Origin of the sequence: Alloyangia pacifica, assembly GCF_003111685.1 — a bacterium.
Classification (GTDB): Bacteria; Pseudomonadota; Alphaproteobacteria; order Rhodobacterales; family Rhodobacteraceae; genus Salipiger; species Salipiger pacificus_A.
The window spans coordinates 2377021-2399037 of record NZ_CP022189.1; the positions used below are offsets into that span (position 1 = coordinate 2377021).

General features: G+C 66.5%; 23 protein-coding genes and 1 riboswitch. Of the genes, 5 read left to right on the forward strand and 18 right to left on the reverse strand.

What is annotated here, in order from left to right:
- The first annotated feature begins 85 nt into the window (after positions 1-85).
- Positions 86-1057, forward strand: coding sequence for a threonine ammonia-lyase (locus CEW88_RS11455; RefSeq protein WP_108966912.1), 972 nt, complete (start codon positions 86-88; stop codon positions 1055-1057).
- A gap of 97 nt (positions 1058-1154) precedes the next feature.
- On the opposite strand, the gene CEW88_RS11460 is transcribed toward CEW88_RS11455, so the two are convergent.
- The 15 genes from CEW88_RS11460 to miaB all read right to left on the reverse strand — a co-directional run bounded on the left by CEW88_RS11460 (position 1155) and on the right by miaB (position 15243).
- Entirely contained in the window at positions 1155-1343 is a 189-nt protein-coding gene (locus CEW88_RS11460) for a Trm112 family protein (protein WP_108966914.1), read from the reverse strand.
- Complete coding sequence (locus CEW88_RS11465) at positions 1340-1984, reverse strand: LON peptidase substrate-binding domain-containing protein (protein ID WP_108967780.1); 645 nt, start codon at positions 1982-1984, stop codon at positions 1340-1342. The genes CEW88_RS11460 and CEW88_RS11465 overlap by 4 nt, the downstream gene beginning before the upstream one ends.
- A 27-nt stretch (positions 1985-2011) precedes the next feature.
- On the reverse strand, positions 2012-2923 hold the full coding sequence (locus tag CEW88_RS11470) for a thioredoxin family protein (RefSeq protein WP_108966916.1): 912 nt from the start codon (positions 2921-2923) through the stop codon (positions 2012-2014).
- Positions 2924-3016: 93 nt separating this feature from the next.
- Positions 3017-3748: an endonuclease/exonuclease/phosphatase family protein gene (locus tag CEW88_RS11475; protein ID WP_254694394.1), complete on the reverse strand. Its 732-nt coding sequence runs from the start codon at positions 3746-3748 to the stop codon at positions 3017-3019.
- A gap of 11 nt (positions 3749-3759) precedes the next feature.
- Positions 3760-5178 carry a cardiolipin synthase gene (gene cls, locus CEW88_RS11480; RefSeq protein WP_108966918.1) on the reverse strand — a complete coding sequence of 473 codons (1419 nt, stop codon included), beginning with the start codon at positions 5176-5178 and terminating at the stop codon, positions 3760-3762.
- A gap of 117 nt (positions 5179-5295) precedes the next feature.
- Entirely contained in the window at positions 5296-6084 is a 789-nt protein-coding gene (locus CEW88_RS11485) for an exodeoxyribonuclease III (RefSeq protein WP_108966920.1), read from the reverse strand.
- Between the two features lie 68 nt (positions 6085-6152).
- Entirely contained in the window at positions 6153-7055 is a 903-nt protein-coding gene (locus tag CEW88_RS11490) for a DMT family transporter (protein ID WP_108966922.1), read from the reverse strand.
- A gap of 127 nt (positions 7056-7182) precedes the next feature.
- Entirely contained in the window at positions 7183-8364 is a 1182-nt protein-coding gene (gene metK / locus CEW88_RS11495) for a methionine adenosyltransferase (protein ID WP_108966924.1), read from the reverse strand.
- A 3-nt stretch (positions 8365-8367) separates the two neighbouring features.
- Positions 8368-8416, reverse strand: a riboswitch (SAM-SAH riboswitch).
- Positions 8417-8452: 36 nt separating this feature from the next.
- A complete protein-coding gene (lnt, locus tag CEW88_RS11500; RefSeq protein ID WP_368074593.1) occupies positions 8453-10039 on the reverse strand; it encodes an apolipoprotein N-acyltransferase in 1587 nt (528 codons plus the stop codon).
- Entirely contained in the window at positions 10032-11006 is a 975-nt protein-coding gene (locus CEW88_RS11505; protein WP_235939988.1) for a hemolysin family protein, read from the reverse strand. The genes lnt and CEW88_RS11505 overlap by 8 nt, the downstream gene beginning before the upstream one ends.
- A 23-nt stretch (positions 11007-11029) precedes the next feature.
- Positions 11030-11545, reverse strand: a complete 516-nt coding sequence (ybeY, locus tag CEW88_RS11510; RefSeq protein ID WP_108966926.1) for an rRNA maturation RNase YbeY — start codon at positions 11543-11545, stop codon at positions 11030-11032.
- A 69-nt stretch (positions 11546-11614) separates the two neighbouring features.
- Entirely contained in the window at positions 11615-12595 is a 981-nt protein-coding gene (locus CEW88_RS11515) for a PhoH family protein (RefSeq protein WP_108966928.1), read from the reverse strand.
- Between the two features lie 150 nt (positions 12596-12745).
- Positions 12746-13057, reverse strand: coding sequence for a hypothetical protein (locus tag CEW88_RS11520; protein ID WP_108966930.1), 312 nt, complete (start codon positions 13055-13057; stop codon positions 12746-12748).
- Positions 13058-13071: 14 nt separating this feature from the next.
- Positions 13072-13683, reverse strand: a complete 612-nt coding sequence (locus tag CEW88_RS11525; protein ID WP_254694395.1) for an OmpA family protein — start codon at positions 13681-13683, stop codon at positions 13072-13074.
- 240 nt (positions 13684-13923) lie between these two features.
- Complete coding sequence (gene miaB / locus CEW88_RS11530) at positions 13924-15243, reverse strand: tRNA (N6-isopentenyl adenosine(37)-C2)-methylthiotransferase MiaB (RefSeq protein WP_108966933.1); 1320 nt, start codon at positions 15241-15243, stop codon at positions 13924-13926.
- A gap of 112 nt (positions 15244-15355) precedes the next feature.
- Between miaB and CEW88_RS11535 the strand changes: the two genes are divergently transcribed.
- Positions 15356-16237, forward strand: coding sequence for a hypothetical protein (locus CEW88_RS11535; RefSeq protein WP_193989034.1), 882 nt, complete (start codon positions 15356-15358; stop codon positions 16235-16237).
- Positions 16238-16256: 19 nt separating this feature from the next.
- Here CEW88_RS11535 and CEW88_RS11540 read toward each other — a convergent pair whose 3' ends face one another.
- Complete coding sequence (locus CEW88_RS11540) at positions 16257-16943, reverse strand: FAD-binding oxidoreductase (protein WP_108966937.1); 687 nt, start codon at positions 16941-16943, stop codon at positions 16257-16259.
- A 194-nt stretch (positions 16944-17137) separates the two neighbouring features.
- Positions 17138-17554: an iron response transcriptional regulator IrrA gene (gene irrA, locus CEW88_RS11545; protein WP_108966938.1), complete on the reverse strand. Its 417-nt coding sequence runs from the start codon at positions 17552-17554 to the stop codon at positions 17138-17140.
- 188 nt (positions 17555-17742) lie between these two features.
- On the opposite strand from irrA, the gene fabA reads away from it, so the two are divergent.
- Genes fabA through CEW88_RS11560 form a run of 3 tightly spaced genes read left to right on the forward strand, consistent with a single transcriptional unit; the run spans position 17743 to position 20304 of the window.
- Positions 17743-18252 (forward strand): bifunctional 3-hydroxydecanoyl-ACP dehydratase/trans-2-decenoyl-ACP isomerase, encoded by a 510-nt coding sequence (fabA, locus tag CEW88_RS11550; RefSeq protein WP_108966940.1) that lies wholly within the window; start codon positions 17743-17745, stop codon positions 18250-18252.
- Positions 18253-18266: 14 nt separating this feature from the next.
- Positions 18267-19496: a beta-ketoacyl-ACP synthase I gene (gene fabB, locus CEW88_RS11555; RefSeq protein WP_108966942.1), complete on the forward strand. Its 1230-nt coding sequence runs from the start codon at positions 18267-18269 to the stop codon at positions 19494-19496.
- Positions 19497-19512: 16 nt separating this feature from the next.
- Positions 19513-20304, forward strand: coding sequence for an enoyl-ACP reductase FabI (locus CEW88_RS11560; protein WP_108966944.1), 792 nt, complete (start codon positions 19513-19515; stop codon positions 20302-20304).
- Between the two features lie 80 nt (positions 20305-20384).
- Here CEW88_RS11560 and CEW88_RS11565 read toward each other — a convergent pair whose 3' ends face one another.
- Entirely contained in the window at positions 20385-21899 is a 1515-nt protein-coding gene (locus CEW88_RS11565; RefSeq protein WP_108966946.1) for an acetyl-CoA hydrolase/transferase family protein, read from the reverse strand.
- Positions 21900-22017: the final 118 nt, after the last annotated feature.

Genomic DNA, 22017 nt, shown 5'->3' on the forward strand with positions numbered 1-22017 from the left:
GCGGAGGCGCCGCCTGGCAAGCCCGTTGACTTGCCCCCCGGCCCGGCACAGGGTCTGCCCGAGACCGACAACCCGAGGATATCCCATGGACATCACCCGCATCGAGGCCGCCGCCGGGCGGCTGCAAGGCCACGCCCGCCGCACGCCGCTGCTCTCTTCGCCCTTCCTCGACGAGATCGCCGGGCGCCGCGTGCTGGTGAAGGCCGAGTGCCTGCAGCACACCGGCAGCTTCAAGTTCCGCGGCGCCTGGTCGGCGCTCTCCGCGCTCGATCCCGAGGTGCGGGCCAAGGGGGTCATCGCCTTCTCCTCGGGCAACCACGCGCAGGGCATCGCGGCGGCGGCAAAGGGCTTCGGGGTGCCCGCAGTGATCATCATGCCCGCCGACGCCCCCGCCGCGAAAGTCGCCGGCACCCGGGGGCTCGGCGCGGAGGTGGTTCCTTATGACCGCGAGAAGGAAGACCGCGACGCGCTCGGCGCCCGTCTGGCGGCGGAGCGCGGCCTCACGCTGGTCAAACCCTTCGACGAGCCCGAGGTGATCGCGGGGCAAGGCACCTGCGGGCTGGAGATCGCCGAGCAGGCTGCCGAAGAGGGGGTGACCGAAGCCGACGTGCTGGTCTGCTGCGGCGGTGGCGGGCTGACCTCGGGCATCGCTCTGGCGCTCGAGGCCAAAGCCCCCGGCCTGCGCGCCCGCCCCGCCGAGCCCGAGGGGTTTGACGACGTCAAACGCTCGCTGGCGGCGGGCACGATCCAGCGCAACACGGCCATGGGCGGCAATATCTGTGACGCCATCGTCACGCCGCAGCCGGGCAACCTCACCTTCCCCATCATGCAGCGGCTCTGCGGGCCTGGTCTGGCCGTCACGGAGGAAGAGGCGCTCAGGGCCATGCAACTCGCGGCACGACATCTCAGGATCATCGCCGAGCCCGGCGGCGCTGTGGCCCTGGCCGCGGCGCTCTTCCGCGCCAGCGAGATCGAGGGCGAGGCAGTGATCTGCACCGTCTCCGGCGGGAACGTGGATGCGGCGATCCTCGCCCGCGCGCTCGCGCTCGACATCTGAGACAGGAAAAGGCGCGGCCCCCTTCGGACCGCGCCTTGTTCTTTCAGCCGGAAACATCCCGTCGAGCGCGAGGGGCGCGCCCCTCGCTTTTCTGCGCTCAGCTGTCGAGCCGCCGGGCCTCGTCGATCAGCATCACCGGGATGCCCTCACGGATCGGGAAGGCGAGCCCCGCGCCCTTGCTGACAAGCTCCTGACGCCCGGCATCGTAGTCGAGCCCGGCATGGGTCACCGGGCAGACCAGCGCCTCGAGCATGCGGCGGTCAAAGGTGAATGTCTCTTCGCTCATTGAATCAGGTCCTCTTCTCCGCCGCGCAGGGCGAACTCGATCAGTGTCACCAGCGTCTCGCGGCGCGACTCCAGGCGCGGGGCCTCCAGCAACGCCTGCTTCTCTTCGGGCGCGAAATCCAGCAGCATCGAGAGCGAGTTGATCAGCAGCTCGTCCTCGGCATCCTTCAGCGTATCCCAGTCGGCGGAGAGGCCGCGCGCCTCGAAATACCGGTCCAAGAGCCGCAGGAAGGCGCCGCGGTCGAAGCTGTCGTCGTGGTCGGCATGCGACGTGAGATCATGTTCGAACCCCTCCCATGAGACCTTGCAGCGACGGTAGGGGGTGAAGCCGTCGACTTCCTCCATCACCCGGAAGCGCGACAGGCCCGACAGCGTGATCATGTAGCGCCCGTCCTCGGTCTCGGAGAACTGGGTGATGCGCCCGGCGCAGCCGATGCGCTGCAACGAGGGCCGCTCGTCAGAGCCGTTCGCCGCAGGCTGAACCATGCCGATGAGCCGCGCGTCGGTCTTCAGCGCGTCGTCGAGCATCGCCAGATAGCGCGGCTCGAAGATGTGCAGCGGAAGGCGCGAGCGCGGCAGCAGCAGGGCTCCGGGCAGCGGAAAGACCGGGATCATTCCGGGAAGGTCGGTTCGTCTCACCATGACCTGCGAGCTAGGGCGCATCGGCGTTCAGGCAAATATCATAGAAGTGAGTTTGCGGCGTCCGTTGAGCACCACCGGATCGTTCGGCTTGAGCGCCTCGAAGATGGTGAAGAGCTGGGTCTTGGCAGCCCCGTCGTTCCACTCGCGGTCGCGGCGGAAGAGATCGAGAAGCTGGGTCACCGCTTCTTCGGTCTGGCCATGCGCGTAAAGCGCCTGCGCGAGATCGAAGCGCGCCTGCAGGTCCGCCGGGTCCGCTTCGACCTTGGCGGTCAGCTCAGCGACGGGGCCGGCGTTGCTCGCCTGCTTGGCAAGCTCGATCTTGGCGTGTGCCGCTTCCAGCTCGGGGGCCTTGGAAATTTCCACCGGTGCGCCGTTCAGCACCGCCTCGGCCTGCTCGATCTCGCCAAGCGCGAGATAGCACGCCACCATGCCCGCGAAGGCCTTGGCGTTCTTCGGATCCTCTTCGAGCACCGCTGCGAAGACCTGTGCCGCATCGGCTGCCGCGCCCTGCTCGAGCATTTCCTCGGCAGTGGCCACGGCCTCGTCGAGCCCGCCCGAGGCGTCGCCGCCCGAGGCCTGCACCACGCGGTCGATGAAGGCCTTCAGCTCGGAGGCCGGAAGCGCGCCCTGAAAGCCGTCGATCGGCTGGCCCTTGTAGAAGGCATAGACCGTCGGGATCGACTGGATGCGCAGCTGACCGGCGATCATCTGCGCTTCGTCGACGTTGACCTTGGCCATCTTGACGGCGCCGCGCGCCTCGGTCACCGCGGCCTCGAGAGCCGGGCCGAGCTGCTTGCAGGGGCCGCACCACGGCGCCCAGAAGTCGACGATGACCGGCACCTCCTGCGAGGCGTCGACCACCTCGGCCATGAAGTCAGCTTCGCTTACGTCCTTGATGAGATCGCCCTTGGGGGCCTCGGTCTTGCCCAGTTCCAGCATATGATCCTCCGCTGCGGCGGTTAGCTTGGAGTGTTACATGGCGCAGGACATGGCGTGATGCAAGACCGGCCCCCGACACTGGCCGCAACGGGATCAGCCGCGGCGCGAGAGCTGCGCCCAGATCGGTAGGTGATCCGAGGCGCGCCGCGCTGCGCCGCCCTCCTCGACCCCTGCATCGTCGAGCGCCAGGGCGCTGCCGTAGGCGATGCCGTCCAGCGCCACGAAAGGCCGCGAGGCGTGGTAGCTTCGGCCCGGCAGCGTAAGGGTGAAATCGCGCTCCCAAGGCTCGTAGCCGCGCACGTCGGACCACTCGTTGAAATCGCCGAAGATCGCCGCCTCGGCGCGCAGCTCGCCGAGCTGGTCGCGGATCTCGGACATCTGCTTGAGCCGGTAGCGGCGCAGCAGTCCGAGGTGCGCGCCCACGACGTTCACCCCCTCGACCCGAGCCATCACCGCGCCGCGCGGCTCCAGCCCCGGCAGATCGAAGCGCCGGATGTCGGTTACCTCAAGCCCCTTTCGCACGAAAATCGCATTGCCGTGCCAGCCGAGGCTGACGTCGTTGCGGGCGAGGTTGACGACCTCGTAATCGGTTTCCTGCGCGATCAGGAAACGCGGGATGGCGGCGGGGCGCGGGCCGAGCCGCAGGTCGGCCTCCTGCAGCACCACCACATCGGCGCCGATGTGGTTGAGCACCTGCAGGATACGGGCCGGATCGCGGCGGCGGTCGATGCCCATCGCCTTGCGGATATTGTAGCTGGCGACCTTCAGCACGGTTTTCGCGGCGGCGGTCGCGGCAGGCTTGGGAGAGGCGGACAGGGGCGACATGGCGGACACCTTCACAGGATCGGGGCCAGCAACCGCGCGAAGGGCGCGGCGGCACGCACCCACCTCGGGTGCTCGTGCAGCGGCTTGTCCATCTTGTAGGCGCTGGTGAAATCGGCCTCCAGCATCTTCGCCACCCGCGACGCGAAGCCGCGGTCGAAAATCAGGGCCATTGTCTCGAAATTGAGCCGGAAAGAGCGATTGTCGAGGTTTGCCGAGCCCACTGCGGCGAAGTCGTCGTCAACCAGCACGACCTTCTGGTGGACGAAGCCGCCTTCGTAGCGCAGCACCTCGACCCCGGCGGCGCGGACCTCGTCGAAGAAGGCATGGGCGGCGAGCCACGGAAGGTAGTGGTCGATGGCATCGGGCACGAGCACCTTCACGTCGCAGCCGCGCAGCGCGGCGCCAACGAGGGCCGAAAGCACGTCCTGGTCGGGCACGAAATACGGCGTCGCGATCCACACCCTCTCGCGCGCCTCGGCCAAGGCCGAGATGAAGAAGAGCGCTCCGGTGTCCATGTCGTCGGCAGGCCCCGAGGGCAGCACAAGGCCCGAGAGGTTCTCCTCGGCACTGTCGGGCCGCCAGTTGAGCCCGCCCCCGATGCTCTCGCCGGTGGCCCAGTGCCAGTCCTCTGCGAAGACCAGCTGCAGCTGCGCCACCATCGGGCCGCGCAGGTGCAGGTGCGTGTCGCGCCAAGGGCCGAAGGTGGGGTTCTTGCCGAGGTAGTCGTCCTTGACGTTGTGGCCGCCGATGAAGCCCTCCTGCCCGTCGATGATCACCGTCTTGCGGTGGTTGCGGAAGTTGATCTGGAAGCGCTTGGTCGGACCCGGCGCATTCGCCGGATCGACCACCTGCACCCCGGCGTCGCGCAGGGCATTGAGGTAATGCGCCGGCAGTCCGTAGCTGCCCACGCCATCAAAAATCAGTCGCACCGACACGCCGCGCGCCGAGGCCGCGATCATCCGCTCGGCCATCTCGTTGCCCAGCCCATCCTCGGCGATGGTGTAGAACTGTACCAGCAGGTAATGCTCCGCCCGGTCCATCGCCTCGAAAACCGCCTCGAAAGTGGCCTTCCCGTCGACCAGGAGGTCCGCCGAGTTGCCGCCGACCGCTGGCATCGCCGCCAGTCGCTCGAAGGCGCGGTAGCGGGCCCCGTCGGCTTCGGCGGGCGGGTAGTCGGCGCAGAATGCGTCCATCTCGCGCCGCACGAGGCGGCTGCTGCGCCGGGTGATGCGGTAGCCCTTGAGCTTGTGCTGCCCGAAGAAGAGATAGGCCGGCAGCGCGAACCACGGCGCCGCGACCAGAAAGACCGTCCAGGCGACCGCCCCCTGCGGCGTGCGCGCCGTGGTGACCGCGCGCCAGACGGCGAAGGCCACCAGAAGCGGCAGGGCAACCGCCAGGAAGACGGCGAAGATCGTGGTGTTGGGGCCCATGCACGGCGCTCCGATGTTGCGTCCGGGAACCCTGTCCCGGCCCCGCCTCAACCAGAGCGCATCGCGGATTGTTCCGCAAGCGCCCGGACTTGTGCGCTGCCCGGGCGCGACTGTGGCTCAGAGGTCGAAGCTGGCGAAAACCGGCACGTGATCCGAGGGCTTCTCCCAACCGCGCGCGGCGCGCAGGATGCGCGAGCCGTGACCGGCATTCGAGATATCCGGCGTCGCCCAGACGTGATCGAGCCGCCGCCCCTTGTCCGCCGCGTCCCAGTCGCGCGCGCGGTAGGACCACCACGAATAGAGTTGCCCCTCGGGGATGTCCTGCCGGGTGATGTCGACCCACTCCCCCGCATCCTGTGCCTGCGCCAGGTGCTCGACCTCGATCGGCGTGTGCGAGACGATCTTCAGCAGCTTCTTGTGGCTCCAGACGTCATCCTCGCGCGGGGCGATGTTGAGATCGCCGACGAGGATCGACTTCTCGGGCTTGTGGGCGTGGAACCAGTCACGCATTTCGGTCAGGTAGTCGAGCTTCTGGCCGAACTTCTCGTTCACCTCGCGGTCCGGCTCGTCGCCGCCGGCGGGGACGTAGAAGTTGTGGATGGTGACGCCGTTCTCGAGCTTCGCCGCGACGTGGCGGGCGTGGCCGAGGGTGGCGAAATCCTGATCGCCGGCGTCTAGCAGCGGCAGCTTCGACAGGATGGCGACGCCGTTGTAGCCCTTCTGCCCACGCGCCACGATATGGGTGTAGCCAAGCGCCGCGAACTGCTCGAGCGGGATCTTGTCGACCGGGCTCTTGGTCTCCTGCAGACACAGCACGTCCGGCCCCTCTTCGGCGAGCAGCTTGAGGACGATGGGCTCGCGCAGGCGGACCGAGTTGATGTTCCAGGTGGCAAGGGTGAAGGACATGGGGCGGGCTCCTTTTCTGGCGCGGAAAATGTCAGCCTCCCCCGCCCGGCGCAACCCTGATCCGGCGCTCAGAGCACGAGCACGAGGATCAGCACCGACAGGCACAGGAAGCCGATGCCGGCCAGTTCGCGGCGGGTGATGCTCTCCTTGAAGACCAAAACCGAGGCCATGACCGAGAAAATCAGCTCGACCTGCCCCAGCGCCTGCACGTAGGCGGCGGTCTGTAGGGTAAAGGCGGTAAACCACGACAGGCTCCCGGCCATCGAGGTGAGGCCGAGCCAGATCGCGGTGCGACGTGCCTGCCAGACGGCGGTAATCTGCCCCGGCTCGAAGAGCCGCAGCCAGAGCGCCATGCCGAGGGCCTGCGACAGCACCACGCAGACCAGTGTCACCCCAGCGCGAAGAAAGGGCGCCTCCGAGGCGATCTCGAGCGAGGCACCGCGATAGCCGACACCGGAGATCGCAAAGAAGAACCCCGAGGCGAGGCCGAGTGCCACCGCCCGGCTGCCGATGCGGCGCAGCCAGTTGCCCGACAGGCCCGGCGTCTCGGAGAGCAGCAGGACCCCGATGAGGCCGATGAGGATCGCCCCCCAGCCCGCCGCCGAGATGTTCTCGCCCAGCACCACGAGGCCAACGAGCGCGGTCTGGATGACCTCGGTCTTCTTGAAGGTGATGCCGACGGCGAAGTTGCGCTGCCGGAACAGCGCCACGACCAAGACCGTGGCGAGAATCTGCCCCAGGGCGCCGAAGAGCGCATAGGCCCAGAAGGCGGAGCTCAGCTGCGGCCAGCCCTGCCCAGTGGCGATCAGGTAGGTCGCTACGACCAGCACGGCGGCGGGCGCGGCATAGGCAAAGCGCGCGAAGGTCGAGGAGGTTGCGGTGAGCCCGCCCGTGCTCAGCACCTTGTGCAGCATGAAGCGCAAGGTCTGGAAGAAGGCGGCGCAGAGGGTGACGGCAATCCACAAATCCATGTGGCGTGCCATGGCATGCGGCGCCGGGATTGACCATAGGTCAGAGCGCCAAAAGCGAAGCGGGCCAGAGGTCTCCCTCCGGCCCGCCTGATCCCGCGCAATTCCCTTCGATGGGAATTGCCCGGCTTCAGATCTCGCGCTTCAGCGCCTCTGCAAGATCGGTCCGCTCCCACGAGAAGCCGCCGTCCGCCTCGGGCGCGCGGCCGAAGTGGCCATAGGCCGCGGTGCGCTGGTAGATCGGCTTGTTCAGCTCGAGATGGGTGCGGATGCCGCGCGGGGTCAGGTCCATGACCTTGGGGATGGCCCGCTCGATCGCCGCGGCTTCAAGATCGCCGGTGCCGTGGGTATCGACATAGATCGACAAAGGCTTGGCGACGCCGATGGCGTAGGAGAGCTGCACGGTGCAGCGCTCGGCCAGACCTGCCGCCACGACGTTCTTGGCAAGGTAGCGCGCGGCATAGGCCGCCGAGCGGTCGACCTTGCTGGGATCCTTGCCCGAGAAGGCACCGCCGCCATGCGGCGCCGCGCCGCCGTAGGTGTCGACGATGATCTTGCGCCCGGTCAGGCCCGCGTCGCCGTCCGGCCCGCCGATGACGAACTTGCCGGTGGGGTTCACCCACCATTCGGTCTCGGGGCTGATCCAGCCCTCGGGAAGCGTGCTGCGGATGTACGGTTCGACGATGGCGCGGATATCGTCCGAAGTCTGCCCCTCGTCGCTGTGCTGGGTCGACAGCACGATCGACGTCACGCCGACTGGCTTGCCGCCCTCGTAGCGCACCGAGATCTGCGACTTGGCGTCCGGACCCAGCATCGGCTCGGCCCCGGACTTGCGCGCCTCGGCGAGCCGCTTGAGAACGGCGTGCGAATAGAGGATCGGCGCCGGCATCAGCTCGGGCGTCTCGTTGGTGGCATAGCCGAACATGATGCCTTGATCGCCCGCGCCCTCGTCGCGGTCGCCCTGCCCGGTCACGCCTTGGGCGATATGCGCCGACTGCTCGTGCAGCAGGTTGGTCACCTCGCAGGTGGCGTGGTGGAACTTGTCCTGCTCGTAGCCGATATCCTTGATGCAGGCGCGGGCGATATCGGGGATGCGCTCCATGTAGTCATGCAGCTTGTCCTGGTCGGTCAGGCCGATCTCGCCGCCGATCACCACGCGGTTGGTGGTGGCGAAGGTCTCGCAGGCGACTCGGGCCAGGGGGTCCTCTGCCAGAAGCGCGTCGAGCACGGCATCGGAAATGCGATCGCACACCTTGTCGGGGTGCCCCTCGGAAACGGATTCCGAGGTGAAGATATAGTTCTGTCGGGACATAAGCGCTCCATTAGGTACCAGCTGTCACGCCAGGAAGCCGTTGTGACAGGGATATGAACCTTCTCGCTACGCGGCAACGAAAGCGGCGTCAATCCGAATTACGTCGCGACTTGTGCAGAGCCGGGCGGAAGGCGAGCAGCATCAGCACGGCCAGAAGCCCAAGGAGGGGCAGATCGCCGGTCCGGCTGTAGAGCGTCACGCGCAGCGGCGGCGGCAGGCGGATGTCGATGAAGCCGGCCTCGCCCAGCGGCAGCGATTTCAGCACGCGACCCGCGCCGTCGATCACCGCCGACACGCCGGTGTTGGCGGCGCGCAGCATCGGCAGACCCTGCTCGATCGCCCGGATCCGGGCCTGCGCGAGGTGCTGATAGGGGCCCGAGAAATTGCCGAACCAGGCGTCGTTGGTGATCTGCAGCAGCAGCTCGGGCCGCGGAGCGCCGCGCAGGTCCTGGGGGAACACCGCCTCGTAGCAGATAAGCGGCAGCGCGTAGCCCATCTCCCCGCCCAGATCGAGCAGCTGCGGCCCCGGCCCCGCGGAGTAGCCGCCCTCCGCCCGCGCGGCGATACCGCTGACGTTGATGTGGCGGAAGAGTTCCTTGAAGGGCATGTACTCGCCGAAGGGCACCAGATGGTGCTTGTCATAGACCGCCTCGACCTTCGGGCCCTGCGTGACCAGTGCTAGGGAATTGAAGTAATCGTAGCCCTCGCTGCGCTGGATGCCGAGCACCACCCGGCCCGGCAGCGCGGCATCGGTGATCACCCGCAGCTCGCCCTCGGCGTTCTCAAGCAGCCGCGGCACCGCGGTCTCGGGCCAGACGATGAGGGCGGGGCGCGGCAGACCGTCCTGCGCCGGGGCCGCGGTGAACTCGACCTGTCGCTCGAAGAATATCGGGATATAGGCGCGGTCCCATTTCTGGGTCTGCGGCGCGTTGGGCTGGACAAGGCGGACCACCGGGCGGCCGCCCAAGTCCTGCAGCGGCGGCACCATCTGCGCCCCGCCCGCAAGCAGCCCGAGCACAAGGACAAGCCCCAGCGCCCCCGCCTGCCACGCGCCGCACAGCCCGCGGGCCACCAGCGCCGCCAATGCCAGGGTCACGAGCGTCAGCCCGAAGGAACCGGTCCAGGCCACCCATTGGATCGCGCCCGTGGGCTCCCAGAGGTAGCCGACGAGCCCCCAGGGAAAGCCAGTGAAGAGATAGCCTCGTGCCAGCTCGGCCAGCGCCCAGGTGACCGCGAGCGCGAAGAGCCTGGCCCGCGGTGCCTGTAGGGCGCCCCAGAAGGCAAGCCCCCAGAAGAGCGCCAGCCCTGCCGCCATGAACAAGAGCGCGAAGGGCGCCATCCAGGCGGTGACCGCGGCATCGACCTGAAATGGCTCGGTGAGCCAGTTGAGCGCCAGGCCGAAATAGCCCGTGCCGACGCCGCAACCGATGGCGAGCGCGGCACGAGGCCTGCGCTGCAGTGCAAAGAGCGCCATGGACAGCACGAGCCCCGCCAGCGCCACGTACCACAGGTTCCACGGCGCCTGTCCCAAGGCCATGAGCCCGCCGCAGGCAAGCGCCGGGAGAACCGCGGCACGGCCCGTCAGCAGGCGTGCGGCCCGGGCGGCAACGGGGGCCATCATCTCGCGATGGTTTTCCGCAGTTTCCGCATCGGGCCGCACCTCCGGTTCAGCCACGCGCGACCCCGGTGTCGCCGCCGCTCAGCTGGGCCGCACCCTCGGGTTTCGCCGGCGGCAGCAGCGCCGGAGGGGTGATGGACACGTCGGCGGCCGGGGCCGAAGGACGCACCCGCAGCCGCTTGATGCGGCGCGGGTCGGCGTCGACCACCTCGAAATCGATACCGTCGGGATGCGGGATCACCTCGCCGCGCGCCGGCACGTGACCGGCGAGCATGAAGACGAGGCCGCCGAGCGTGTCGATCTCCTCCTCGTCGATCTCGTCCGGGTCGGTGAGCGCAATACCGGTGGCTGCCTCGAACTCCTCGAGCGGGGTCTTGGCCAGCGCCAGCCAACTGCCCGATTTCTCGCGGAAGAAGTTGCGGCCTTCCTCGGTGTCATGCTCGTCCTCGATTTCGCCGATGACCTGTTCGATCAGATCCTCGATCGTCACGAGACCGTCGACACCGCCGTACTCGTCGATCACCAGCGCCATGTGCCGGCGTTCGGTTTGCATCTTGGTGAGCAGCACGCCGATCGGCATCGAGGGCGGCACGAAGAGCAGCGGACGCAGCATCTTCTTCATGTCGAACTCCTCGCCGTGGCCGTTGAAGCCGTGCAGCAGGGCGAAATCCTTGAGGTGCACCATGCCGACAGGCGTGTCGAGCGTGCCGGAATAGACCGGCAGACGGGTCATGCCGCTGTCGCGGAAGACCGTCACAAGCTCATCCATGGCGAGTGTATCGGGCACGGCAACAATTTCCGCCTTGGGAATCGCCACGTCCTCCACGCGCATGCGCCGGAGGTTCATCATGCCATGTACAGGCCGCTCGTAAGCGGCCACGAGACCCTGCCCCGTTTCTGTCGCAGCCTCGGTTCCGTTCACACGGCCCGAGAAGATGCGTTTGAAGAAACCCGGAGGCCGGTCAATCTGCTCGTTTTCCTGCGCGCCATGCGCTGCATTAGACGAGTCGTCAGTGTCTCCCATCGGTCCTTTTGATCCTGTGTCTCTCAGAGGTCAGACGAATATGGGTCCGCGACACCCATCTTGCCAAGTATTTCCGTCTCTAAATTTTCCATCAGCGTCGCATCGCCGTCACGCAGGTGATCATAGCCCAGAAGATGCAAGGTTCCATGAACGATCAAATGCGTCACATGGTCGGCCAGGCTCTTGCCCGCCTCCTGCGCCTCGCGGGCGCATGTCTCGAAGGCGATGGCGAGATCACCGAGCTCGGTGGCGAAGGGGCCGTCCTCGGCCTCGGGCAACTCCGGCGCCTGCCCCTCGACCGCGGCTCCGCGCTCCTCGGAGGGCCAGGAGAGCACATTGGTCGGGATCGGCTTCTCTCGGAACTCTGCGTTCAGCTCTGCGATGCGCGCGTCGTCGCAGGCAAGAACGGCGATCTCGAACCCTTCGGGATCGAGGCCGAGATGGACCAGCGCGGCACGGGCCGCGGTCTCGGCAAGGTCTTCAAGCCCGGCCTCCTCCCAACGGTCGTCCTCGATGATCGTGTCGGTGAGCTGAGCCATATGTGCAAGCCGGGGGCGGCGCCCCCGGACCCCCGGGATATCGGAACCAAGAAGAAGAAGCGGGGGCCCTCAGGCCCCGCGCTCCGCGTCCTTCTCGTAGGCCTCGATGATCTTCGCCACAAGGGGGTGTCTCACCACGTCGGCAGAGGTGAAATAGTTGAAGCTGATCTTGTCGATGTGGCTGAGCAGGCGCTCGGCGTCCTGCAGGCCCGATTGCACGCCGCGCGGCAGGTCGACCTGGCTGCGGTCGCCGGTGATCACCATGCGCGAGCCCTCGCCGAGGCGGGTGAGGAACATCTTCATCTGCATGGAGGTGGCATTCTGCGCCTCGTCGAGCACCACGAAGGCGTTCGACAGGGTCCGGCCGCGCATGAAGGCCAGCGGCGCGATCTCGATGGTCTTCTCCTCCATCATCTTGGCGAGCTGTTTGCCGGGCAGGAAGTCGTTCAGCGCGTCGTAGAGCGGCTGCATGTAGGGATCGACCTTGTCCTTCATGTCGCCAGGCAGGTAGCCGAGCTTCTCGCCCGCCTCGACCGCAGGACGGCTGAGGATGATCTTGTCGACCTGGCCGGTGATGAAGAGGTTCACGCCAACGGCGACGGCGAGATAGGTCTTGCCCGTGCCGGCCGGGCCGATGCCGAAGGCGAGCTCGTTCTCGAAAAGCGCGCGCACATAGGCTTTCTGCGCGTCCGTGCGCGGTTCAATGAGTTTCTTGCGGGTCTTGATCTCGACCTTGCCAGCCGAGAACATCTCGAGTTGGTCGCCGGGTTCCTGCTCCTCGGGGGCGAGTCGGAACTCGCGGTCGATGTCGCCGCGGCCGACCGAGCGGCCCTGTTCCAGCCGCTGGTAGAGGGCGTTGAGCACCTCGCGCGCGGCTTCCTGCGCCTCGGCCGGGCCGTGCAGCGCCAATTGGTTGCCCCGGCGCAGGATCTGCACGCCGGTTCGGGCTTCGATGTCGGTGAGGTTGCGGTCGTATTCCCCGCACAGATCGATGAGGAGGCGGTTGTCCGGGAATTCCAGGATGGCTTCGGTCAGGATGCCTGTGTTCACGCATGTCTCCTGCGCTTGAGTGCAAGCTCATGGTGCCAAGCCGCAGGGCCCGAGGTCAAGCAGCTTCGGCGCGGCACCGGTGTGAAAGAAACAAAACGGCCGCGCGGTGGGCACCGCGCGGCCGTTGGCATTTGACTGTGGGCACCCCGGTCAGAGCGGATCCCCGATCACCGAAGTGGCGCCCTGCTTGAACGGGCCGGTGGCCACGGTTGGTGGGGCGATGCCGGAGCAGACGGGTTTGCCGTATTTGTCGAGACGGCGGGCGAGATAGCCCTCGACGCCATCATCGGCGATCCAGTTGTCGCAGCCGTCCGGGTCGACCCAGACGCCCCAGCGGATCTGCGACAGGTCGTTGCGGTCGACCAGGTTAACGTCTTGGCTCTTGTCCTCGCCGATCGGCATGTCGCAGGCGGCAAGGCTCGAGACGGCAGCAAGCACGAGGGCGAGTTTTGCGAGTTTCATCTGGCCGGTCCCCCTCAGCGCACGCACAGGATTTCGACACGGCGGTTCTTCGCCATGCCCTCGACGGTGCTGTTGGTCGCCACCGGGTAGTTCTCGCCGTAGCCACGCACGTCGATGATACGGGCGCCGCTGGCGTTGGCTACCGCGGCCACCGAGTTGGCGCGGTTCAGGCTCAGCCGGTCGTTGTAGGCGTTGCTGGCGCGAGAGTCGGTGTGGCCGACGATGATGTACCCAAAGGCCGTGGAGTCGCGGAAGAATTCCTCGAGGCGGCCGCGGCTCTGCGGGTAGATCTTGTAGCTGTCAGTGGCGAAATACTGGTCTGCCTTCAGCGTGCCACAGATGTTGATCTCGTGGCAGACCGGGCGCCCGTCGCGGGTGACCCGCGAGACGGCATATCCCTCGGCACCATCGTCCATGACCCAGATTTCGCAGCCGTCCGGCGACAGCGAGATGCCCGGGATGTAGCGCTCCCCGCGGATGGTGCGGGTGTTCTGCGTGGAAATGACCGGTGTGTTCAGACCGTCTGCGGCAGCGGCTGCCGGAGCCGCGACGCCGGTCAGGGCAAGCGCGGAAACCGCCGCCACTCCCAGAATGCCGCGGAGGGTCTTGGAAAAGCGTGTCGCCACAGCCTCTGTCCCTTTCGATGTTGATACCATTGGCCCTCAGGCGCGGAACGATCCGCACCGGGCCAAACCCCTTACGCCACGGGAGACTAGCAGCAATTTCCACTCTGTGAAGAGAGAACTACCATATATTGTGTCCAAACAGCGATCACCTGCGGCGTTGGGGCCGCATTGTCGCGGCCTACGGATCAATCCCCGGCGTTTTACCCAAACCTGTGGCAAAAATACGGCGCGGCGCTTCGATCAGACCAGCTCGCCCTTCAGCGAATTGGCCCCGGACTCGAGGATGCGGACCCGGCGCAGATCGCCCACCGAAAGCCCTTCGGCCATCACGTGTACCGCGTGCAGGTAGTCGGACTTGCCGCCCATCTGCCCCGGTTGCCGGCCGGGCTTTTCGAAGAGCACGCCGACCTCGCGGCCGACCATGGCGTCCTGCAGCGCGCGCTGCTGGCGCACGAGGAGGGCCTGAAGACGCTGCAGCCGGTCGTCCTTTTCCGACTCGGAGACCTGCGCGCGTTCGGCCGCCGGGGTGCCCGGACGCTCGGAGTACTTAAACGAGTAGGCCGAGCCGTATTGCACCGCCTCGACGAGATCGAGCGTCGCCTGGAAATCCTCCTCGGTCTCTTCCGGGAAGCCGACGATGAAATCGCCCGAAAGGTGCAGGTCGGGCCGCGCCGCGCGCAGCCGCTCGACCACTTTCAGGTAGCTCTCGGCGGTGTGTTGGCGGTTCATCCGCTTGAGGATTCGGTCGGAGCCCGCCTGTACCGGCAGGTGCAGGTAGGGCATCAGCTTCTCGACTTCGCCATGCGCCGCGATCAGCGCGTCGTCCATATCGTTGGGGTGCGAGGTAGTGAAGCGAATGCGCTCGAGGCCGTCGATCTTTGCCAGATCGCGGATGATCCCGGCAAGCCCTTGCTCGTGGCCGTGGTACGCGTTGACGTTCTGGCCCAGCAGAGTGATCTCGCGCACGCCGCGCTCGACCAGATCGCGCGCCTCGGCAAGCACACGCTGGGCCGGTCGCGAGACCTCTGCACCCCGGGTATAAGGCACCACGCAGAAGGCGCAAAACTTGTCGCAGCCTTCCTGCACCGTCAGGAAGGCGGTCGGACCCCGCTTGGCCTTGGGACGCGATACCAGTTTCTCGAACTTGTCCTCCTCGGGAAAGTCCGTGTCGAGCGCCTTCACCCCCCGCCCCGCCTTTGCCTCGAGTTCGGGCAGTCGGTGGTAGCTCTGCGGGCCGACCACGAGGTCGACCAAGGGCTGGCGGCGCATGATCTCCCGGCCCTCAGCCTGGGCCACGCAGCCGGCGACGCCGATCTTCAGATCGGGCTTTTCTTCCTTGAGGTGACGGAACCTGCCCAGCTCGGAGTAGACCTTCTCGGCGGCCTTCTCGCGGATGTGGCAGGTGTTGAGCAGTATCATGTCAGCGTCGTCGGGGCTTTGGGTCTCGACGTAGCCCTGCCCGCCCAGCGCCTCGAGCATGCGTTCGCTGTCGTAGACGTTCATCTGGCACCCGTAGGTCTTGATGAAGAGCTTCTTCGGCTCGGACTTCGAGTGGGACATGTGAGCACTCCGGTTCGGCGTTTCAGGGCGTGCGCATAGCGCAATACCGCCCCGTCTTGCAATGCAATCGCTTTTCCCCGACTGTCCGGTCAAAACGCCGGGCGAAGAGCGGATGCAGTATAGCGGATTGGACGAGTTCCTGAAACGGCAGGCGGCGGAGCTGCGCAAGGCAACCGCCGCGCGGCCGCTGGCGATGATCTTCTGCGAGGATCAGGCCGAGGTCGACACCACCGCGCGCCACCACATGCAGCTTGGCTTCGCCCCCGTTCTCATGTTCATGCCGCGCCATCTGGAACTCGCCGCCGACGTCGCCGAACGCACCCATCGCATCGACTTCGATCCCCACGCGCCCGGGGCGGTGCAACGCGCGGTCTCGCGCATGGGCGGGGCGGTCCCGGGGCGCTGGATGTACTATTGCTACAACGCCGAGTTCCTCTTTTTCCCCTTTTGCGAAACCCGCAGCATCGGCGAAATGCTGGCCTATCACGCCGAGGAGCGACGCGACGCGATGCTCACCTACGTGATCGACCTCTACGCCGGCGATCTTTGCGCGGCTCCGAGCGCGGTCTCACTGGACGACGCCTGGCTGGACCGCTCGGGTTATTACGCGCAGGCCCGCCCGGACCCGGCGAACCACGATCACCCCAAGGAACGGCAGCTGGATTTCTTCGGCGGGCTGCGCTGGCGCTTCGACGAGCACGTTCCGAAGGAGCGGCGCAAGATCGACCGCATCTCCCTCTTCCGCGCAGACAAGAGCCTGAGGCTGCGCGACGATCACACCTTCAGCGACGAGGAATACAACACCTATGCCTGCCCCTGGCACAACAATCTCACGGGCGCCATCGCGTCGTTCCGGACTGCCAAGGCGCTGAAGCGCAACCCCGGCTCGAGCGCCGAGATCGCCAGCTTCCGCTGGCACAACTCCGCGCGCTTCGAATGGCATTCGCAGCAGCTACTGGACCTCGGGCTGATGGAGCCGGGGCAATGGTTCTGAGTGCCCCGACCGCTGCAGGTCAGTCGAATTCCTCAGTGACGATGCGACCGTCGGCGACGCCGATCCCGCGCAGCGCCGCGGACATGTCATCGAGCATCGCATCCGGTCCGCAGACATAGCAGACGTCACGCCCCGGGGTGACCACCTGGGCCAGAAGCTCACCATCGATCTGCTCACGATGCAGCGGGCTGGCTGTCTCGTCGGTGACCACAAAGACTGTCTTCAGCCCCGGCATCCCCTCGAAGCTCTCGCGCAGGATGATGTCAGCCTCGGTCTTGTTCGAAAAGACCAGCGTGTTGCCCTCGAGCGTGCCCGCCTCCTCCAACTTCTTGCGCAGCACGGCGATGAACGGCGTGACGCCTGCACCGCCGGCGATGAAGACGCCGTCGCCCTTGTCTTCGATCGCGCCCCAAGGCTCCTCGACGAGGACCGTGTCGCCGGGCTGCAGCTGGCCGATGCGCTCGGTTACCCCGTCGTGGCCCTCGGCGTCCTCGGGGTAGGACTTGATAACGAACTCCAGCCGATCCTGGCCCGGCAGCGAGGTGAAGGTGAAGGGACGCCGCTCCTCGCGCCATCCATCGCGGTCGAGCGCCAGGTCGATCGCCTGGCCGGGCACAAAGTCGAGCCCCTCGGGCCGGTCGAAGACCAAGTGGTGAACGTTATGGGTAATCGGTTCGATGGATCGCAGGGTCAGCTTGCGGCTCATGGGGACCTCCTATTCCGGTTTCCCATAAAAAACGCCACCGCCGCGCGCAGGGTTCCGGAGTATGACTCGGGTCCGCCGCAGGGGCGGCCATGTCAAAACGCACCGCGTTAAAATATGCCGGGCCCAAATACACCGGGGGAGAGCGCCGCAGAAACAGGGGCGGCGCACCCTTCACACGTCACCGGGAACGCGGATTACTTCCTGCGCAGGCGGATCACCACGTCGACCGAGGCGATCTCGGCCCCGTCCGGCGCGCTCGGCAGCTTTGAAATCACCAGCTCCTCCGAGGGGGCGTCGGTCAGATGCCCTTCGTCCTCCCAGAAGAAATGCGGGTGGTCGCGGGTGTTGGTGTCGAAATAGCTGCGACTGCCGTCAACCGTGACCTCTTGGATCAACCCGGCATCGCAGAAGGCGCGCAGCGTATTGTAGACCGTGGCCAGAGACACGCCCTCACCCTCGGCCTGGGCCGCAGCATAGAGGCTCTCGGCGGTGACGTGCCGGTGCTTGCCGTCGCCCACCAGCAGCGCCGCCAGCGCAACGCGCTGCCGCGTGGGCCGGAGCCCCGCCTGGCTCAACCAGTCGCTGCCTCTTTGAATGGGGTCGCTCGTCATAGCTCAGTCCAGTGCCCTAGCTCCATGAGACGTATATAATGGTTCGCAGGTGCCCTTTTCAAATGGAAATCCGAAGCTGGCATGGTCCGCGCCGCAAGGGGACGGCGCAATGCGCAGGCTTGCATGGCGCGGTTTCGCGATGATAGAGGGGGCGCAACCTGACACAAAGAACAAAGGGGCGCGCCTGCATGGCCGATTATCCCACCAGCTTCGGCAAGGAAGATCTTCTGAAATGCGCGCGCGGCGAGCTCTTCGGACCGGGCAATGCGCAGCTTCCGGCGCCGCCCATGCTGATGATGGATCGCATCACCGATATTTCGGGTGATGGTGGCCTGCACGGCAAGGGGCACGTGGTCGCGGAATTCGACATTACCCCGGACCTGTGGTTCTTCGACTGCCACTTCCCGGGCAACCCGATCATGCCCGGCTGCCTCGGCCTTGACGGCCTGTGGCAGCTGACCGGCTTCAACCTTGGCTGGCGCGGCTGGCTGGGCCGCGGCTACGCGCTTGGCGTGGGCGAGGTGAAGCTGACCGGCATGGTGCGCCCGGACCGCAAGATGCTGACCTACAAGGTTGATTTCACCAAGGCCGTGCAGACACGCCGGCTCACCATGGGTGTCGCGGACGGCATCGTCGAGGCGGATGGCGAGGTCATCTACCAAGTCAAAGATATGAAAGTCGCTCTTTCCGAGAGCTGAGAGGGAGGTCTCCCATGCGTCGAGTCGTCGTCACGGGACTGGGCATCGTTTCGTCCATCGGCATCAATGCCGAAGAAGTACTCGCCTCGCTGAAGGCGGGCCGCTCGGGCATCACCGCCAACGAGCAGATGAAAGAACACGGCTTCCGCAGCCAGATCGCCGGGGCCATCGATCTCGACGTGTCCGAGCACGTGGACAAGCGGACCCTGCGCTTCATGGGCCCGGGCGCGGCTTATGCCCATATCGCCATGCAACAGGCGATTGCGGACTCGGGGCTCGAGGACGGCGACGTCGTCAACCCGCGCACCGGCCTCGTCGCCGGCTCGGGTGGCCCCTCGACCTCGGCCCTGCTGACAGCGCATCAGACCGTGCTGAGCACCGGCGCCACCAAGCGCGTCGGGCCGTTCGCCGTGCCCAAGGCCATGTGCTCGACGATCTCGGCGAACCTCTCGACCGCGTTCAAGATCAAGGGCATCAACTACTCGATCACCTCGGCCTGCTCGACCTCGCTGCATTGCATCGGCAATGCTGCCGAGCAGATCATGATGGGCAAGCAGGACGTGATGTTCGCCGGCGGCGGCGAAGAACTCGACTGGACGCTGTCGTGTCTTTTCGACGCCATGGGCGCGATGAGCTCGAAGTACAACGACACCCCCGAAAAGGCCTCGCGCGCCTTTGACGCGGGCCGCGACGGCTTTGTTATCTCGGCTGGCGGCGGCATCGTCGTGCTGGAAGAACTCGAGCACGCCAAGGCGCGCGGCGCCAAGATCTACGCCGAAGTCACCGGCTATGCCGCCACCTCTGACGGGCATGACATGGTCGCCCCCTCGGGCGAGGGCGGCGAGCGCGCCATGCGCCTCGCGCTGCAGACCCTGCCCGAGCACCGCAAGGTCGGCTACATCAACGCGCATGGCACCTCGACCCCGGTCGGCGATGTCGGCGAGATCGAGGCCGTGCGCCGCGTCTTCGGCGAAGGCAGCACGCCGCCGGTCTCCTCGACCAAGTCGATGACCGGCCACAGCCAGGGCGCCACCGGCGCGCAGGAGGCGATCTACTGCCTGCTGATGCTGCAGAACGACTTCATCGCACCGTCGATCAACGTCGAGACGCTGGACCCGGCGCTGAAACCCGAAGAGATTGCCACCAGCCTCGTCGAGAACGCGGGTCTCGACACGGTGATGACAAACTCCTTCGGCTTCGGCGGCACCAACGGGTCGATGCTGCTCAGCAAATATCAAGAATAACAAGCGAGAGACGGACATGGGCGAGCTTCTCAAGGGCAAGCGCGGGCTGATCATGGGAGTGGCAAATGACCGCTCCATCGCATGGGGCATCGCCAAGGCGCTGCACGAGGCGGGGGCGGAGCTCGCCTTCACCTACCAGGGGGATGCTTTCGGCAAGCGGCTCGAGCCGCTGGCCCAGAGCGTCGGCTCGGACTTCATGGTCGACGTGGACGTCACCGACGACGCCTCGCTCGACGCGGCGTTCGAGCAGCTTGGTGCCCGTTGGCCGACCATCGACTTCGTGGTGCATGCCATCGCCTTTTCTGACAAGTCCGAACTGACCGGCCGGTTCCTCAACACCAGCCGCTCGAACTTCAAGAACTCGATGGACATCTCCTGCTACTCGTTCATCGAAGTGGCGCGTCGCGCGCACCCGCTGATGGTCGAGAACGGCGGCTCCCTGATCACTCTCACCTACGACGGATCGGTCAAGGTCGTGCCGAACTACAACGTGATGGGCGTGGCCAAGGCGGCGCTGGAATCAGCGACCCGCTATCTGGCGAACGACCTCGGCCCGGACGGCATCCGGGTCAACGCGATTTCACCCGGCCCGATGAAGACCCTTGCCGGGGCGGCCATCGGCGGCGCGCGCAAGACCTACAAGTTCACCGAGCAGAACGCCCCACTGCGCTCGAATGCGACGCTCGAGGCCGTGGGCGGCACCGCCGCCTACCTGGTCTCCGATGCGGGCGCCTATACCACCGGCGAAATCATCCACGTCGATGGCGGCTTCCACGTGCTCGGCATGCCGCAAGCCGAGAACATCTGAGTTCCCTCCCCGCGGGAGACGAAAGAGCCCGGCCTTTTGGCCGGGCTTTTTGCTTAAGCGCGGGCGCCCGGAAAGCAGCCTTAGGTCATCGAGCCGGTGTCGATATAGCGCTGGTGCCAGCTCAGCGCCTCGTTCAGCAGCACCGGGGCGTGCTTGCCAAAGGACCCCTGCAGTGCCCGAGCGTAGTAGTCGCGCAGCAGCGGCGCGTAGTCCGGGTGGGCGCAGCGATCTATGATCACCCCGGCGCGCTGGCGCGGCGCGAGCGCGCGCAGGTCGGCGAGCCCATGCTCGGTGACGATCACCTGCACATCCTGCGAGATATGATCCACATGCGCCACCTGCGGCACGATCGCCGAGATCTTGCCGCCCTTGGCGGTCGAGGGGGTCATGAAGATCGAAAGGTAGGCGTTGCGGGCGAAATCCCCCGACCCTCCGATGCCGTTCTGAATGCGCGAGCCCATGACGTGGGTCGAGTTGACGTTTCCGTAGATATCCGCCTCGATCAGCCCGTTCATCGCGATACAGCCCAGCCGGCGCACCAGTTCGGGATGGTTGGAGATCTCCTGCGGCCGCAGGATCAGCTTGTCCCGGTAGCGCAAGGCATCGCGATTGAAGCGCTCCGCCGCCTCGGGGCTGAGCGAAAAGGCCGTGGCCGAGGCCATCCGCACCTTGCCCGCGTCCAGAAGGTCCAGCATCCCGTCTTGTATCACCTCGGTGAAGGCGGTCATGCCGTGATATGGCGACTCCATCAGCCCCGACAGCACCGCGTTGGTGACGTTGCCGACACCCGACTGCAGCGGCAGCAGGCTCGGCGGCAGGCGCCCGCGCGCGACCTCGTGAGCGAGGAATTCCAGCAGGTGCCCGGCGATGGCCTCGGCCACCGCGTCGGGCTTGGCAAAGGGCAGGTTGCGATCCGGCGCCTCGGTTTCGACCACCGCGACCACCTTCGACGGGTCGATGCGGAAATGGGTCTGGCCGATCCGGTCGTCCGGGCGCACCAGCGGGATCGGCACGCGGTTCGGCGGCAGCGCCGTCCCGTAGTAGATGTCATGCATCCCGTCGAGCGCGGGGCTCTGCCAGTGGTTGACCTCGAGGATCACCTTCTCGGCCTGATCGAGCCAAGTCTTGTTGTTGCCGATCGAGGACGAGGGGACCAGCGCCCCGTCGGCCGTGATCCCCGAGACTTCAACCACCGCCATGTCGAGCTTGCCAAGGAAGCCTTCCCAGACCACCGGCGCGACTTGGCTGAGGTGCATGTCGACGTAGTTCATCTTGCCCGAGTTGATCTGCTCGCGGGCGATCGGATCAGAGTTGTAGGGCAGCCGGAACTCGATGCCATTCGCCTTGGCCAGCGCGCCGTCGAGTTCGGGGCCGGTGGACGCGCCGGTCAAGACCTTCACCCGGAACGGTTCCCCCGCCGCATGCGCCCCCTCGATCTGCGCCGCCAGCGCCACCGGCACCGATTTAGGATAGCCCGAGCCGGTGAACCCGCTCATGCCGATGGTCATGCCGTCGTGGATCTGCGCGGCCGCATCCTCGGCGCTCATCCTCTTTGGGCGAAGATCGGCGAAGCCGATGCGGGCGCGGGCGTTCATGTTCAGTGCTCCTGCGACTTGTCACGGTTGGCGTGAGGATGTTTTGCGCACTTCTACCCAAGACTCGGCAGTTGCGGCCAGACGGAGATCCGCAAGGCAGGGCAGATATGTGCCCAAG

Bases quoted from the DNA above. Each gene is read 5' to 3' on its own strand.
- CEW88_RS11455 (WP_108966912.1), top strand. From the start codon at position 86: ATGGACATCACCCGCATCGAGGCCGCCGCCGGGCGGCTGCAAGGCCAC.
- CEW88_RS11460 (WP_108966914.1), bottom strand. From the start codon at position 1,343: ATGAGCGAAGAGACATTCACCTTTGACCGCCGCATGCTCGAGGCGCTG.
- CEW88_RS11465 (WP_108967780.1), bottom strand. From the start codon at position 1,984: ATGGTGAGACGAACCGACCTTCCCGGAATGATCCCGGTCTTTCCGCTG.
- CEW88_RS11470 (WP_108966916.1), bottom strand. From the start codon at position 2,923: ATGCTGGAACTGGGCAAGACCGAGGCCCCCAAGGGCGATCTCATCAAG.
- CEW88_RS11475 (WP_254694394.1), bottom strand. From the start codon at position 3,748: ATGTCGCCCCTGTCCGCCTCTCCCAAGCCTGCCGCGACCGCCGCCGCG.
- cls (WP_108966918.1), bottom strand. From the start codon at position 5,178: ATGGGCCCCAACACCACGATCTTCGCCGTCTTCCTGGCGGTTGCCCTG.
- CEW88_RS11485 (WP_108966920.1), bottom strand. From the start codon at position 6,084: ATGTCCTTCACCCTTGCCACCTGGAACATCAACTCGGTCCGCCTGCGC.
- CEW88_RS11490 (WP_108966922.1), bottom strand. From the start codon at position 7,055: ATGGATTTGTGGATTGCCGTCACCCTCTGCGCCGCCTTCTTCCAGACC.
- metK (WP_108966924.1), bottom strand. From the start codon at position 8,364: ATGTCCCGACAGAACTATATCTTCACCTCGGAATCCGTTTCCGAGGGG.
- CEW88_RS11505 (WP_235939988.1), bottom strand. From the start codon at position 11,006: ATGGGAGACACTGACGACTCGTCTAATGCAGCGCATGGCGCGCAGGAA.
- ybeY (WP_108966926.1), bottom strand. From the start codon at position 11,545: ATGGCTCAGCTCACCGACACGATCATCGAGGACGACCGTTGGGAGGAG.
- CEW88_RS11520 (WP_108966930.1), bottom strand. From the start codon at position 13,057: ATGAAACTCGCAAAACTCGCCCTCGTGCTTGCTGCCGTCTCGAGCCTT.
- miaB (WP_108966933.1), bottom strand. From the start codon at position 15,243: ATGTCCCACTCGAAGTCCGAGCCGAAGAAGCTCTTCATCAAGACCTAC.
- CEW88_RS11535 (WP_193989034.1), top strand. From the start codon at position 15,356: ATGCAGTATAGCGGATTGGACGAGTTCCTGAAACGGCAGGCGGCGGAG.
- CEW88_RS11540 (WP_108966937.1), bottom strand. From the start codon at position 16,943: ATGAGCCGCAAGCTGACCCTGCGATCCATCGAACCGATTACCCATAAC.
- irrA (WP_108966938.1), bottom strand. From the start codon at position 17,554: ATGACGAGCGACCCCATTCAAAGAGGCAGCGACTGGTTGAGCCAGGCG.
- fabA (WP_108966940.1), top strand. From the start codon at position 17,743: ATGGCCGATTATCCCACCAGCTTCGGCAAGGAAGATCTTCTGAAATGC.
- fabB (WP_108966942.1), top strand. From the start codon at position 18,267: ATGCGTCGAGTCGTCGTCACGGGACTGGGCATCGTTTCGTCCATCGGC.
- CEW88_RS11560 (WP_108966944.1), top strand. From the start codon at position 19,513: ATGGGCGAGCTTCTCAAGGGCAAGCGCGGGCTGATCATGGGAGTGGCA.
- CEW88_RS11565 (WP_108966946.1), bottom strand. From the start codon at position 21,899: ATGAACGCCCGCGCCCGCATCGGCTTCGCCGATCTTCGCCCAAAGAGG.